This window comes from Novipirellula artificiosorum, from assembly GCF_007860135.1.
GTDB lineage: Bacteria > Planctomycetota > Planctomycetia > Pirellulales > Pirellulaceae > Novipirellula_A > Novipirellula_A artificiosorum.
The window spans coordinates 68,839-84,198 of sequence record NZ_SJPV01000016.1 but is presented as its reverse complement, the minus strand read 5'-3'; the positions used below and the strand labels follow the sequence as shown (position 1 = coordinate 84,198).

At 56.0% G+C, this 15,360-nt stretch carries 10 protein-coding genes and 1 tRNA gene; 5 read left to right on the top strand and 6 right to left on the bottom strand.

From position 1 onward, the window contains the following. Positions 1-40 precede the first annotated feature (40 nt). Positions 41-3,010 (bottom strand): hypothetical protein, encoded by a 2,970-nt coding sequence (locus tag Poly41_RS28910; protein WP_146530849.1) that lies wholly within the window; start codon positions 3,008-3,010, stop codon positions 41-43. A gap of 26 nt (positions 3,011-3,036) precedes the next feature. On the opposite strand from Poly41_RS28910, the gene Poly41_RS28905 reads away from it, so the two are divergent. From Poly41_RS28905 to Poly41_RS28895, 3 genes are all read left to right on the top strand, one after another. Then, the gene (locus Poly41_RS28905; protein WP_146530848.1) at positions 3,037-3,825 is read left to right on the top strand and encodes a sugar phosphate isomerase/epimerase family protein; all 789 of its coding nucleotides are present in this window, start codon (positions 3,037-3,039) and stop codon (positions 3,823-3,825) included. A gap of 44 nt (positions 3,826-3,869) precedes the next feature. Beyond that, on the top strand, positions 3,870-4,964 hold the full coding sequence (locus Poly41_RS28900) for an ROK family protein (protein WP_231616032.1): 1,095 nt from the start codon (positions 3,870-3,872) through the stop codon (positions 4,962-4,964). Positions 4,965-5,322: 358 nt separating this feature from the next. Beyond that, entirely contained in the window at positions 5,323-5,550 is a 228-nt protein-coding gene (locus Poly41_RS28895) for a hypothetical protein (RefSeq protein ID WP_146530847.1), read from the top strand. 152 nt (positions 5,551-5,702) lie between these two features. Here the strand turns inward: Poly41_RS28895 and Poly41_RS28890 are convergent, their stop codons facing one another. Further along, positions 5,703-7,721, bottom strand: coding sequence for a hypothetical protein (locus tag Poly41_RS28890; RefSeq protein WP_146530846.1), 2,019 nt, complete (start codon positions 7,719-7,721; stop codon positions 5,703-5,705). 447 nt (positions 7,722-8,168) lie between these two features. On the opposite strand from Poly41_RS28890, the gene Poly41_RS28885 reads away from it, so the two are divergent. Then, positions 8,169-11,108: a sulfatase-like hydrolase/transferase gene (locus Poly41_RS28885; RefSeq protein ID WP_197231768.1), complete on the top strand. Its 2,940-nt coding sequence runs from the start codon at positions 8,169-8,171 to the stop codon at positions 11,106-11,108. A 129-nt stretch (positions 11,109-11,237) separates the two neighbouring features. Here Poly41_RS28885 and Poly41_RS28880 read toward each other — a convergent pair. The 4 genes from Poly41_RS28880 to Poly41_RS28865 all read right to left on the bottom strand — a co-directional run bounded on the left by Poly41_RS28880 (position 11,238) and on the right by Poly41_RS28865 (position 13,757). Next, positions 11,238-11,311 (bottom strand) — tRNA-Arg (locus Poly41_RS28880). 83 nt (positions 11,312-11,394) lie between these two features. Then, positions 11,395-11,988, bottom strand: coding sequence for an ATP-dependent Clp endopeptidase proteolytic subunit ClpP (clpP, locus tag Poly41_RS28875; RefSeq protein ID WP_146530844.1), 594 nt, complete (start codon positions 11,986-11,988; stop codon positions 11,395-11,397). 56 nt (positions 11,989-12,044) lie between these two features. After that, positions 12,045-12,686, bottom strand: coding sequence for a ClpP family protease (locus Poly41_RS28870; RefSeq protein ID WP_231616031.1), 642 nt, complete (start codon positions 12,684-12,686; stop codon positions 12,045-12,047). Positions 12,687-13,001: 315 nt separating this feature from the next. Next, positions 13,002-13,757, bottom strand: a complete 756-nt coding sequence (locus tag Poly41_RS28865) for an N-formylglutamate amidohydrolase (protein ID WP_197231766.1) — start codon at positions 13,755-13,757, stop codon at positions 13,002-13,004. Positions 13,758-14,003: 246 nt separating this feature from the next. Here Poly41_RS28865 and Poly41_RS28860 point away from each other — a divergent pair, with 246 nt between their 5' ends. Then, a complete protein-coding gene (locus Poly41_RS28860; RefSeq protein ID WP_231616030.1) occupies positions 14,004-15,275 on the top strand; it encodes a hypothetical protein in 1,272 nt (423 codons plus the stop codon). The last annotated feature ends 85 nt before the right edge of the window (positions 15,276-15,360 follow it).

Here is a 15,360-nt window from a genome sequence, read left to right as displayed (position 1 = left end):
TTTTTCAGGTCAAGTGCAGGGCACCGCTGAGCGAAAGCCTTTACTGGTGGACCGGAATTTCATAATTGAGGATTCGCCGTCCGTCCTGCTCACGTGCTATCAATAGCATGGTGCCTCCCAAAAGCTGTGCACCATCCGGCCAATAAAAATCGCGGCGGGTGGTTTGCCCGGGTTCGATGGTGATGAATCGGCGTTGGTATTGCCGTCCTGCTTGTGGGAACAGCATGCAATCATAGGATTGAGTTGCGTCGGAGTGATTGATCATCTCCATTTCGACTCTCAGTTGACCGCCATCGAGGATCCGCGTCGTGGATTTCAGTTCGAGCCCGGTCGGGCCCACCGTCACATTGCGGTAAACGGTCAGACGTTTGGGTGGGACGGTTTGGAGTTCGAAATCGAGCGCCAATTCATATTTTCCCACTTTGGCATTATTACCGAGCACGACCTCGACCTGCTGGTTCGTCGTGCTGCCGCCAAGCAATTCCCACTCGATGGACGGTTGCTCAAATGACCATGCTTCGGGCCCGCGAATTCGCATCGTCCCCGCCAATCCATCGCGGCTGGGGTTTGCGAAGGTCACATCGATCGGTTGGATTTGGCCCAACAGACTGTCGACCTGCGTTTGTGCGATATCGACCGACATGCGAAATGCTAGCAGGTCAGGATCCACGCCGACCAAGAAGAGGGGTAGTTTGCCGATCTTAATCCGGTGCACTTGGCGATTTTCATAGGTTTCGACCGGCAACTTCTCCGTTTTCCCCCACACATCGATGGCTTGGACGTTTTCGCCTAAGTACAGGATCTCTTCTTGGGGTTGGTTGGACCAGACCATCAGGACGGCACGGTTTGCTGCCGCGAAAACGATATTCGGAGCGTCGCATCTCAACCGCAGCGAGCCGACTTGACGGAGGTTTCCGATCAACTGTGCGGTGGTTCGCCATGGCAACAGAAGCACATCGGGGCGGCTTTCATGATTGAGTAGGCCGTGATCTTCGTCATGTGGGTTGCTGACAAACGCGGCTTCGACACGATGCTTGCGCACCGTTGCCATCCGCAAGACGAGGTCCAACACGCGGTCGTCTCGATCATAACGCGTTTTTGAAATGGGATCGAGCAGCACCCACGTGTCAGGGCCGTCCGACTGGCTTTGTTGATGTTGATGCAACTCGAGGGCGGCGTCCAATTCATCGGCCGTTAATTCGGGAGATCCGGATCGACACACCGCCTGCCAGGATGTCTCGCTCTCGGGTAGTGGCGGCTCGCTCCAAGGCCAGCAGATCGCAACTTCGAGCGGTTGGCCGTACCCTTGTAGCCCGATCGAGATGTTGTTGATCGAATCTCGTAGGTGGCTCCGTCCGAGAAAACTAAAATCTTGGTCCGATCCCAGTTGCCACTTGCGTACCTTCAGCGTCAATCGGGTCATCACCGGTTCCAACAAAGGCTGCCAGATCTTGGCATCGCGGAACAGCTGAGAGGCAACCACTTCGCGGCGCGAGCGAAGGTCGTAAAGTGGCACCTGATCTTCACGTGGTTGATCCAGCATCCCGACGGTTTGAATCTCGTTGTCCTGAAAACGCGTAAAGATCTCGGCAACTCGGTTCGCCTGCTGATTGTCATCGGGGGCAACCCAGCATGGGTACTTGACCCAATCCACACCGAGCTGCGTTAGCCAGGTCACGAGCTCGCGGGGCGAGATGCGTTCATGATAATCATTGCGCGGCGTTTGAATTTCGGAAGTGTTGATGTCTCGATGACTTCCTCCACGGGGCAGTCGATCGCCGGTCGGAAGTGTCCATCCAAAGCATCCAGGACTGGTATCCCCGGGCAGCGGTTCGATCACGGCCAACGTGGTTTCCGTCGCCAGCGAAGAAAGGTTTTGACCCTCCAGTGATGCGGCGATTTGATAAAACCCGGGCGGCAATCGAGGGAGATCCCAACTGACCTGCATGTCCAACTTCGTTGTCGGCGGCGCCGTTGTTCTGCCAGCCTCGTCATGTTCGCTGCTCGCTGCGTTGGGTTCAATCGACGCGAGTTGCGACTTGATCTCGTTTCCATCCACATCGAACAAACGAAAATGGACGCGTGACGCCCCCGTTGGTAATCCAAGGACGATCGCGGTCGCGGTGGCCGTTCGGCCGTAGGGGTAGATACCGAGTGGCTCATTGGTAACGAGTTGCAATTGAGGAAAGGGCTCGATTTGTAGGTCATCAAACCCGATGCTGCCGCGTATGTCTTCGAGACCGTCTTCGGCGCCATCGACGATCAAACGCACACACATCTCGGTCGCCGCGGGCGGTGGCTGGACATTATTGACAACCAATTTTGTCCATGCCGTCGTCCCGCGAACCGGCTCTGTCGCATGAGATTCGATCTCTTTGCCGCTCGCATCATAGAAAACGAACTCGACTCTGGCGTGGTCATGCCGGAGCCCTTGTGTTGTGACCCGCGCCGTAAAGCGATACTGGTACAGACCGCTGGTGTTGACTTTGGCCGACTGGACCATGGCGAGTCCGCCGTCCAGGTCGACTCTCAGATAGCGGTCGACCAAGAAGTCCGCGATCGAAGGCGGCAACACCGGCAAACCGCTGAATTGTTTTCGCAACTTGGGCCAAACACGCATCACGGCGCTGTCGAGGTTTTGGCATTGCTGTTCAAACGCGGGGTCGTGGGCTGCGATCGCAATTCCGACGTATTGAGGGTGGCGGTGTCCGCGAGAGCGTCGCCAACCGTCTGGCCAATCGTCAAAGTTCGCGTCGCTTTCACGACCGAAACTCCAACGGAACGTTTCAAGTTGGCGATGAATATTACTTGAGACGCCGCTGTCTGCGTTAGCCTCGGCACCGCTCGCTGGATTGCCACCCAACAACTGACCACTCGCTGTCACCACACATACCGATAAAAACAAGATTCGCAGCACTCCACCACCCCTTGTGGCGGTGGTTCGCCGCACATCAAGCGTCCTTTCGTTTTGATCAGGGTGGCTTAAACTACCGCAAGTTTGGCGAATCATAGGGATGAACAAAAAGAGGACAGACAGTGGCGGAAATCAAAGTAGCGGTCCGAATCGATAGCATTCCCGTGAAGTTGCCAAAAGCACTCCAATTGGCTGCTCAGTGTGGAGCGACGGCCGTGGAACTGTGCGCGCGCACTGCAGTTCGGCCTTCGGATTTATCGGACACTGGCATGCGGCAATTGCGGAAAATGCTGGATGATCTGAATTTGCGGGTTGCCGCACTCCGTTTTCCGACCCGACGTGGCTACGATAATCCGCGGGATTTGGAGCAGCGAGTCGATGCGACCAAGGCGGCGATGCGGTTGGCCTACCAACTGGGTGCCAATGTGGTGGTCAACCAAATCGGCACGATTCCCGAGTCGGAGGAGGACACCGGATATCAAACGCTCAAGGCCGTGATCAATGATCTCGGCCGCTATGGAGCCCGTGTCGGAGCTTTCTTTGCCGCGGAAACCGGAAGTGAATCCGGCGAGAGGTTGGCGGAACTGCTCGACGAGAGCGAAGAGGCTTTTGTCGCTGCGGCACTCAATCCGGGGCAATTGATCGTGAATCGTCACAGCCCCGCGGATGCGATTTCTGCATTGAAAGAACGGATCCTGGTGGTCAATGCGGTCGATGGCGTGATTGACTTGGCCGCCGGTCGAGGGATCTCGGTTCCTCTGGGCCAGGGGACGGCCGATTTCCCAGAGCTCCTTGGTCGACTCGAGGATTTTCAGTATCGCGGGTATTTTGTCGTCGGCAGACGCGAAATGGCGAAAGAATCGGTTCTCGAGGAACTGCAACAAGGCGTCGAGTATTTGAGGAGCCTTTGAATTGTGGCGTGCATTCGTCACGCTGCCATTCCAAACCGATTACAATGTCTGCATTCGCAACGTCACGCACTCCCTTACCGAGCGAACCGATTCGAATGACCGAACCGTCCTCCTCCCTCGCCGCCCTCCTTTTTCTCGGGATTGATGTTGGCGGTACGGATGTCAAGTTGGGTGTGGTCGACACCGAGGGGCAACTTGTCGCCGAAGATCGCACGCCGACCGCTCGTTTGGGGACGCCAGCCAACGTCTTTGAACATGCTCAAGCGTTCGCTGAAACCGTGATGGCTTCGCCGGTTGGCGACAACGGACAACTTGCGGCGGTCGGATTGGCGGTCCCAGGCGTGTTGGATACGCGTGAGTCGGTGATCCGTGAAGTGGTCAATTTGCAGGGCTGGCTCGGAGTTCGGCTGCAGGATGAACTCGATCGCGTCTTTCAACTGCCCTCGACCGTGACCAATGATGCTAATGCCGCCGCCTATGCAGAACACGCGCTGCGACATCTTCAGACCCAATCATTGGCTCTGGTGACACTCGGTACCGGAGTGGGATGTGGAATGGTGGTCGCTGGTGAACCGTTTGGTGGTGATCATGGTTGTGCCGGCGAACTGGGACACATCACCATCGACTTCAGCGATGCTGCGCTCGCGTGTACGTGTGGCAGTCGAGGTCATCTGGAAACCTACGCCGGCTCCGGTGGCGTGGTTGCACGAATGCAAGCGCTGCTCGAAAAATCCGACCAAGCGAACTCCACGGGGCGATCCCTTGATCCGTCCGATCCGATCACGCCTCGCATCATCGCTGCGGGAGCGGAATCCGGCGATTTGCTCTGTCAGCAAGTCATTGCAGAGACGGCCGCCTATGTTGGCCGAGCGATTGGTTTGATCGGACAAATTGCCAACCCCGCCGTCGTGTTGCTCGGCGGAGCCATGACATTCGGAGGTGAGGCGAGTGAAGTGGGACGTCGCTTTCTGGAAACCGTTCGCGAGACGGTGAAACGGACAACGCTGGTTCAAGTGGGTGAGAACATCTGTGTCGACTTCGCGACCTTGGGCAACCAAGCTGGCGTGATCGGTGCCGCGATGGTCGCTCAGCATCGTTTAGAGGTTCTAAACACTTCTCGCCAAATGTCGAATTCCTAGACCTCGGGCTGCGTGGATCACGCGATGGCTTGATGCAGAACGCCCAACCGCAAGGAGCGAAACCGCGAAATCCTCAATGTGGTTTGGGTTCGATTTTCTCCTGACGCTGTATCTCGGTTGACGCGGGAGTCTCATGATCCGTAGACGCGGCCTTCTGCTGAAAAAAAAGAAGATTGCTGGTTTTGTGGCCAAGCTCGCGGAATGCGCAACGAATTCCCAAACAGCATCGTCTTGTTGCGTCGGTCCGCAAATGGATCCAGTCCGCTAAGATGGATGGTGCGCGCAGAAGACGTCCCGCCCGCAGCCGTCCCATTCCATGGGGTGACTCCACCCTTCACGTTGTTGTAGAGTTGGTAACATGAGTCAGGTTCTCGAATCCATCTTATCCCTTCAGACGCCATTCAACATGGTCGTGATGGTTGTGTTGATCGGCTGCACCGCAGGAGTGATCACGGGGATTGCGAAGGAGGTTCGCAAGTACATGTGCCATCGCGAGGAGGTCGAGCTGAAACGTGACCTGCTCGCCCGAGGCATGAGTGCCACGGAGATCGACCAAGTGGTGCGCTCGCAATCGCCTTCGGTGTGACACCCTTGGCAGAGAACCACTCGGGACGGCGGTTGCGACGGCCCCTCGAGACCCACCGGCGGATACACAAGCTCTTGCTAGAAGGAACGATATCCAAACGAGCCATTTGCTTTGCCAGGCACTTGCTGCAAGCGGTTTGTTGAGTTGCCAGCTTACTCAATGGATATATCGACAATCCGAAGCACGCCTGCGGGTACCGTTAGTGAGATTCGTCCTTGGGTGATCGGCAAAGATTTGCCACTGAGAATGTCGCGGCAACTGGCACCTTGAACGTGCTGCAACACAATCGTCGCATCGCGATCCGCAGGCGACACGTATCCCGGGTCAATCAAGGTAATGCGAATATGCGTTTTATTGATCCGAGATACAACCCACGCAACATCACCCTCGACTCGAATCGGTAGCCGGGTGGCGGAACGCTCAAGGGCTGCGACAGCGGTCTCTTTGTACTCGCGAGCCGACACACTGCGACAGTGTTTGTTATAGAAGAACTCGCCGTCCGTCACCAATTTTTCGCGAAACCGACTATGTTCCGAAAGATCGATGTCAGCTGGAACGCTCGCAATCAGCCCGTAGGGATTGGTCAGCAGAGAATTGAGCATGCGACGTCGGCTTCCCATTGCGTAGTTGCTGAAGTCAGCATCGTCGGTCAGAGCGTCACCCCAGTAGCAATCCATCCGATCGAAAACCATCGGTTCTTCTCTCGGAGCATAAAGTGACGTCGCATGGCCATTTTTGCCGTGCTCAAGAAATCGACTTGCCGGAGTTTTCATTCCCAAACACAAGTCTGAGACCGACAGCAAATCCTCTGGATCTGGTGGCGTGATGATCCCTTTATCAAGCATCTGATAGAACGTCGCCAAGTCTCGGGGATCGCCCTGGTCGATGTTTACCAAACACGTCTCAGCACCCAACGCCGTTCTCATCGCCAAGGATCTCATTAAATGCGTCTGGTTCTGCTGTGCACCCCATTCCCAGAACCGAGAGAAGTTGGCATTGTCGGTCACCGCTCTTGCGGACAAAACGTCGAAATAGCCACACAACCAAAGCCCCATGCGTCCTGATAAACTGATTGTCTGCGTTCGTCCATTCGTCTCTTCCATGCTTGGAACGAAGACGTCACGGTACTTGTCGCCCAACAAAGTCTCACGCCATAGATCCAAGTAGCAACTGGCATTCCAGAAGATATTCTTATTGCGAAGAACAACCTTCGCGGTACCGTGCTGTCGGCAAAGCTCCGCGATGGGAATCAAATGCGTGCGAACGGCATATTCCATCGCTTCATCGGTTCTTTCCATCTCCGGAAAGACGAACGCCTTTGCCATCGTCGGCGCTGCCTCAAGAATTCCTTCAATCGTACGGAGCTGCATGTAGAAAGGATCATTGCCGTGACCGGCCCAAAGCGCAAACGGCTCTTTCCGCTCCTCACGCTCTCTGGCAAACGCAATAATCTGCGCCGCCGAGAAATCGTACTTGTGCCGCGTTTCGCCTTTGGTGCTCCAGGGAGCAGCCAAGATGTCTCGATCATAGTCTTCAGTAAAAAGATTGTATTGAACAAAACACACGTTCTCGTAGTCGTGCCGGCTGAGGAAATCCTCGCCAATCTCCTCAGCAGACCCACCGGTAACGATCGTCGTTGGCTTCACTGCCGTCTGGTAATCAGGTCGAGAAAACTGTTCAACTTGGTTCGCTAGCTGCTGCAAGTTATTCTCCACTTCAGCAAGTCGCCCAACGGCCGTTAGATTCTGGTACTCAGATTTCCAGTCTTCTTGACCCAGATGCAACGAATAGATTCCGTCACCACCCGAAATGCTGCTTCCTAGAAACACGGTTTCGGTTTCCGGATCAAATGCCGCGCACGCGTGTGAGTAGGGGCCATCGACGACATCTTCAATTGTTCCGCTCGGCGAGTAAATGATCATTTCATCTCCGTATAGCCCCAGGATCCGTTCGCTGTGCTTGCTTTCCCCTCCGATTTTCGTCAGCCGATTCATTTGATAAGGCCGATTCTGAATCCGACCATCCGGCGGCGACGAAAGCACCGTGTGCCCATCCGTCGAGAAACTATCTGCCGCGAAGCTCGTCGTTGCCACAGAAATATGAAAGAAAACGGCAGCTGCAATCCATGGAATTGCATGGCTCGAAATAAAGGATGCGACTTTGGAATCCATGCTGAAAGTCAGACGTGTTTGGCCAGAGGGAGGCGGTGGGAGAAGAATCCAGAAATTTACAACTAGAGAATTGTATCATCACTCGCCGAGCGACGCGTCGGATTGCCCAATCAAAGGCTTATCGCGAATCGATCGACGACATTGAAAGGAACCTCGAACTGAAAACCGAAAAACTAACCTGACTCCGGCGAAGCCTTCCTTAGGAACTGTTCACGCCAGACGGATTGCATCAAGAAGTTTACGCAAGCGATGCACTCCGATCATCTTTGGATGAAGCCGGTATTATCCGAAACTCTCGATCAACTGCGTGGTTGAAGTTAGAGGCGTGGGGTGACCGTATCGGGCTCGACACGACTTGTTGTGTCGGGACATGCTGGCAAAATGTAGCCGGATGGCCGTATGACAGCAGATGACCATAGGCTCAAAATTCACAAACAGGAAACAGCATTGACTAGCCGAAACAGAATCATAGTGGCGTCGCTCGTTCTGTTGCTCAGCGCGTGGTCAGGATTTTTCTGCGTAGCCCAGAACTATCCCATCGTAGACACTGGCCAGGAGCGAGCCTACGACAACCGCATTGAGATTGTCTATCCCAAGAGCAGTGAACCGTTTTTTGGCCAGGACGCTCAGTACGAAGGAAATCAACCGTCGTACCGAGACAACGGGGATGGGACGATCACGGATTTGGTAACAGGACTCATGTGGCAGAAGGATCCTGGGCCGAAGAAAACGCTTGACCAGGCGATTGCTGGTGCGCCCGCCTGCAGACTCGCGGAATACGACGATTGGCGGCTGCCGAGCATCAAAGAACTCTACTCGCTGATCCTATTCAGCGGCGAGGACGTCAATCCTCAATTGACGGACACCTCGGGCCTAAAGCCTTTCATCAATACCGAGTATTTCGATTTCTCGTATGGCGATCCAGCCAAGGGCGAACGAATCATCGATTCGCAAATGGCGACGTCAACGAAATACGTCAGCACTACGATGAACGGCAGTGATACCGTCTTCGGCGTCAACTTTGCCGACGGCCGCATCAAGGGCTACCCCGCCAGCATCCATCGACCTGGCAGGGGGGCGAAAGGCTTTTTCGTCTTCTACGTTCGCGGCAACCCCGACTACGGAAAGAACATTTTTTGCGACAATGGCGACGGAACGATCACCGACGAAGGTACCGACCTGACCTGGATGCAGCTAGATAGCGGGCACCTGAAAGCTGGAAAATCCAAGGACGGAAAGCTGAACTGGGAGCAGTCGCTGCAATGGGCCGAAAATCTGGAATACGCGGGGCATTCCGATTGGCGGCTGCCGAACATCAAGGAACTTCAGAGTATCGTCGACTACTCGCGTTCGCCCGACACGTCCAATTCGGCGGCAATCGATCCGTTGTTTCGCGTGACGCCGATCCGTGACGGGCTCGGGGATCTCAATTATCCGTTCTACTGGAGCAGCACATCACATCTTCGCGATGGCGGAAATGCATCGACGGGCTGTTACGTTGCGTTCGGCCGTTCGCAGGGATGGATGCAGGGAAGATCTGGCGGCCAATACAACCTGCTTGACGTCCATGGCGCCGGCTCACAACGTAGTGATCCGAAGGCAGGCGACCCAACGCAGTTCCCTCACGGCCGCGGCCCACAGGGAGACGTGATCGAAATCTACAACATGGTCCGGGCTGTGCGAGGCGGCGATGTTACGACACGGAGCGAAGGCCCGGAGTTGGAACCGCAGCGGGAGATGCCGCAACGTTCTTCCAACAGACCGTCTGAAGGCATGATGCCCAGCATGCGAGGCAATCCCCAACAAGGCAACATGCGAGGTGGGCGACGGCCCCTGGGAGAGCGAAACGCTCCAGGCGACGGGCAGCTTCGGGAGCCGAACGATCGGAGTTCGCTCGAAAGCCCCGCGAGTGAATGGCCGACGGACACCGGCCACGAAGCTCGCGCCAACGCTGCTTTGAAAGAGCTGCCGCCGAGTTTCGTGTTCATCTTGGCGGATGACATGGGCTGGACCGGGCTTTCCACTTCGATGGACCGGAGGATTCCCAACTCGAAAAGTGACTTCTATCAGACGCCGAGGATCGACGAGTTGGCTCGCCAGGGCATGCGGTTTTCTAACGCCTACTCGCCAAGTTCGTTGTGTACTCCTAGTCGTGGTAGCATCCTGACCGGAAAGAGCCCGGCTCTAACTCGCATCACCACGCCGGGTCGTGCAAGCGGCCAATCGAGGGGAAATCACAAACTGATTCCTCCACGTCACGTCGACGCGCTGCCCGAAAGTGAGACCACGATTGCCGAGGTCCTTCAGAATCATGGTTACTCGACGGCACATTTTGGAAAATGGCATTTGAATGGAGGGGGCCCCGGATATCACGGCTTCGATACGCATGATGGCGATACTGGAAATGGCGGCGGCGGAGAGTACGAAGATCCTAATCCGAAAGATATCTTTGGAATCACCGATCGAGGCATTGCGTTCATGCGACAGCAGGTGGCCCAACGCAAGCCTTTCTATCTGCAATTGTCACACTACGCTGTGCATTCCCCGCCGAAGGCCCTCGCCGCTACAAAGAGCGAGTACGAGCAGAAGCCATCAGGTGCGCGTCACAGTAGCGTTATTCATGCAGCGATGACTCGTGACTTGGACACGGGAGTCGGCATGATTCTGGATAGTATCGAGCGTCTGGGAATTGCGGAAAACACCTACGTGATCTTCATGTCTGACAACGGCGCCCCGGCGGGCCCACGCAAGAGATCTGAGAATATGCCACTGTCCGGGGGCAAGGCAACATTCTGGGAGGGCGGCATTCGAGTTCCCCTGATCATTCGGGGACCGGATGTTCCCTCGGACGCTACTTGCCACGAACGCGTCGTGGGGTTCGATCTTTTTCCGACACTTTGCGATTTGGCCGGTGGGATTGAGATTCCCGACGACGTGGAGGGCGGCAGCTTAACATCGATGATGACAAGCAATCCAATGGGCATGGTCCAACGTCCAAGTCCCGACTTGGTGTTCCATTTTCCCCACTATGCTCAAGGTGCCGAGCAATACCCGCAATCGGCGATCTACCAGGGTGACTTCAAGCTACTGCGAATCTACGAGACGAAAACCAACCACCTGTTCAAATTGTCCGATGATATCGGGGAGCTAAACGACTTGGCCAAGAACATGCCAGAGAAGGTCGCCAAAATGGAGAAGGATCTCTTCGCATATTTTAGCGAAGTGGAGGCTCAGATGCCCATCGAGAATCCCAACTATGTGCCTGAGGCCTCCCCGCCAAGCGGTCGCGCGTCCGGCGGTCGGTCAATGGGCGGTGAGGAGCGTTCTACTGGAAATCGGCAAGGCGGCGCCGGTCGACCAAATCGTAGACCACGCAGAGGAAGTTGACGAACTTCATCGAGGAGGCGATCAAGGCAAGGCTGCTTCGCACGAATCCCGGTCTGCGATTCTGTCCGATCTTCCCTCGGTTGCGTCCACTGCTTGATGCACCCTGATGATTCGCAAGGGTTTGGGCAGTACCCCCTAAGGGATTCGAACCCCTGTTTCTGGACCGAGAAGTCCAGCGTCCTGGGCCGCTAGACGAAGGGGGCGGATGTCGGAGGTCAGCAAACAGCAAGTCGTTGTAGCTGCCAGCGGACCTCGGTTTCCTGTTGACGAATCACCGACGCCTGCCCTAATCGGCTTCGCCAGCACGAGTGACGACTTTGTCGATCAACCCGTATTCGCACGCTTCTTCCGCACTCATGAAGCGATCACGATCGGTATCTTGTTCGATTTTTTCGAGCGTGTGACCGGTATGCTCGATCATGATCTCGTTCATGCGCTGTTTGATACGGCGAAGTTCACCGACATGAATTTCGACTTCGCGTGCGGTGCCTTGCATCCCCGCAAGCGGTTGGTGGATCATGATTCGGGCATTGGGCAAGGCGTACCGTTTGCCGCTGGCGCCGGCGGTCAGCAGCACCGCACCCATCGAGGCGGCTTGGCCAATGCAATAGGTTGCAACATCACACGAGACAAATTGCATGGTGTCGTAAATCGCCATCCCCGCGGTGATGCTGCCGCCGGGTGAGTTGATGTAAAGATGAATGTCGGCCTTGGGGTCGTCCGATTGCAGGAACAACATTTGGGCGACCAAGGCATTCGAAATGTGATCGTCAACTTGCTGGCCGAGGAAGATAATTCGATCTTTCAGCAGCCGGCTGTAGATGTCGTAGACGCGTTCTTCGCGACCGCTTTTTTCGACAACGTAGGGAATCATGGGCATGGTTGATCTTTCGGGTGGATGAGTTGTGCGTGTTGATCGTGCAAAAGGGATGCGGGTTAGTCGTCGTCTTCCTCGGTCGCCGGTGGCTTGGTCAGGATGTCATCGACCAAGCCATAATCTTTGGCTTCCGAAGCACTGAGGAAAAAGTCGCGATCGGTATCTTTGGCAATTTGTTCCACCGATTTACCGCTATGAGAGCTGATGATCCCGTTCAGGACATCACGGTAACGGAACATCTCCGCTGCTTGAATCTCGATATCGCTGACTTGGCCGCCGACGCCACCCATCGGTTGGTGGAGCATGACTCGGCTGTTGGGTAGGCAGAAGCGTTTCCCCTTGCTGCCGCCAACCAAAAGGACCGCGGCGCCGCTGCACGCTTCACCGACACAATAGGTTGCAACGGGGCACGACAGCATTTGCATCGTATCGTAGATCGCGAGCGTCGCGGTGACCGATCCGCCAGGCGAATTGAGGTAGAAATGAATGTCTTTCCGTCGATTTTCGCTTTGCAGGTAAAGCAGCTTCATTACGACATCGTTGGCGTTCGCATAGTGGATCTCGCCCTGGAGAAACACGATCCGGTTTTCGAGCAGCAAGTCGCCCAGGGTCAATTGGCGTTGGCGTTGGTAGCTCTGGTACGAATGGCTGTTGGTCAGTTCGTGGTTGTGAGGCAAACCGTGAACAGGCGGCAGGTTCATGCAATAATCTTTCAGACGAGTGGCTGTTGTTTTGACGAACGTTTCCGAACCCCGCTGTCGCGTGACGTCCGTCGCGTGACGCAGGCCGGCTTTTGAAACGCAGAAGTCGACTCGGGTGTGGCCCATTAGTGTTCGTGATTCTGGCCGAGATGGCAAGCCGGGTTGGAAAAGCGGGCCGAGGTTTGAAAGCGGGTCGTGCTTCGCTTGGTCCGGACCTGCCCTGGCACGAAACCTCACCACTGCCGGAACAGCGCGCTCCGTCCAAGGTTGGTTTGGCAAACTAGGGTAAATCGCCCACGAAGTGCCGCTGTCCAGCTAGGCGGCGTGTTGCTGAGGAACGGGGGAGGCGTCACCGAATTCGGCGTCGGATTCGAGCTCCAGTAGCATTTCCAACGAGCGACACATCCCGTCGATCGCTTCATCGCGGCGGAGCACCGGGCGAGCAGCCCAGGCACGGTTCAGCAAGACTTCAATGCCGATGAAGGTTTGTTCGGGAAACGCCGACCGCATCGCCGTCACCAGGCTCTCGGTCGTACCTCGACGCGGGTAGTTCCTGCGGACGCGAACCATCGGCACCTCCTCGTACATTTCGTCGATCCAATCCAGGCAAAAATCCACCTCATCTTCCCGTGATGGATCATAAAGTAGCCCCACGTCGGTGCGACGAAGGGTACCGTTTTTTCGCGAGACAAAGGAGCGGATCGACAGATGGACCACCACGGGATGCTGATGAAGTAACTCGGCAATCGCCGTTTGGATTCTTTGGCGGTAGGGGTGATGGATTTCCGCAAGCAAGCGATGGCGGGTTTCGTCCCCAAAACGTCGTGCCGACGGGGGGAAAACCGAGCGATGTCGGGCGGATCGGGTGACATCAACCAAGTCCGCAGCGTATTCGTTTTCAATCAGCGGTACCGACAACCTTGCCGCCATCTTCCGAGCCGCGTAGCGTGCGGCTGGGTCCAGCAGCGATTCCCCAAGCGACGAGCTGCCGTGTGGTGTGGAGTTGCCGGAATCGATCAGCCACGAAGGCGTCCGATCGCCTCCCGTTTCGCAGCTAATGAGAACGCTCATTGAATTTGCCTTCGGGTGGGTAGGTGATTGCAGGGCCGCCGGGTCGAAAGCACGTTCAACGGCGGACTCCAACAATCGACTGTTTTCTACCCCAAAACTCTGGCTCGCGTAAACGCCGATCTGAGGCGCCGAGTTCCTTGTTGCTAGCATAACGGATCGGCGATTTCGCCCTTGCAAATGCTTTGACTTAACGCGTATACGAGAACCATCAAATACTCTTTTTCCTATCGAACTGGAATCGAATCGATGCGTCCAGCCGTGATTGCCTGTTTGTTCTGCGCCGTAACCCTGCTGACCAACCCCTGTCGTTTGGCAGAGGCACAAGCTCCTTCCGGAGGCATGGGGCTTCCGGCTGCCGAAGTGCCGCCGAGTCTGCAGCAGCAACCTAGTTTCCGGCCACCCCCAACCGGGTTTCAGCCAAGCGGGACCGCGACGCAAGGTCCATCGACGAATCCAGCCCCCGCGTCGCAAAGACAAACCAGCGGGCAAGTTAGCGCAGGGGGGCAGTTGCCGCGATCGGCGGGGCAAGAGCACCGCGTTTACGATTTGACGCCCTACACGCGTTATTTGACCAAGCAAGATCACCCCGAGCAGGCGGTGGTGGATTGGATTTTACGAGAAACGGGCACCGACGTCTGGTTTTCGGAACCCTTCGGTTTTTTGAACGCCAATCGTGAAACGTTGTCGGTTTACCACACTCCCGAGGTCCATGCCGTGATCGCAGGGATCGTGGATCGGTTTGTTGCCGGAGAGACGGAGCCGCAGATCATGCATCTCAGACTGATGACGGTCGGCAACCCGAATTGGCGAGCGCGAGCACACATGTTGATGACCCATGTCCCTGTGGACACGCCGGGCGTTCAAGCGTGGCTTTTGAGCAAGGAAAACGCTGCGATGGTGTTGAATCTGCTGCGGCAACGGACCGATGCTCGAGAAGTTCAGGCGGTCGACATCCCCGTGTACAACGGACAAACGCAAAATCTATCGAAAACCAACGGCCGCAACTATGTTTGCAACGTTCGTGAGTCACCCAATGGATGGCCTCCCTACGAACCGGAAACGGGCGAAGTCCAAGAAGGGTATCGATTGGGGCTCAGTCCGCTGCTGAGTACCGATGGTCGCGTGATTGATTGCATGATCAAGGCCGAGATCGACCAAGTGGACAAACTAAATCACGTGGATCTTGAATTGCCGCTGCGAAACCAGCAAGTCCACCGGGCGCGAATCGATGTGCCTCAGGTGGTCAGTTGGCGGTTGCACGAGCGTTTTCGATGGGAATCCGATAAGGTCTTGCTGTTGTCGTGTGGTGTCGTGGCCAGCCCCGAGCGGTCGGCGGTCTCTTCGATCCCCTACCTCGACGCATTCACCGGAACGACGTCGGGTCGAGCCGACGCGTTGTTGTTCATCGCGTTTCGTGGTCGAGCCTCGGAAAACCTGGCATCCCCGATGGCTCCCGCCGCGGTCCCCCAAACGGCAGCTGCTGCGACTTACGACTCAACCAGTCGCGGGCGATATTAACCCCCCTCAAAGTTTCGTGTCATCTGTTTAGAATGTCGGAGTTCAATTCCATCCCGATCCTTCCCCAATCAGAAAACACGCCGGC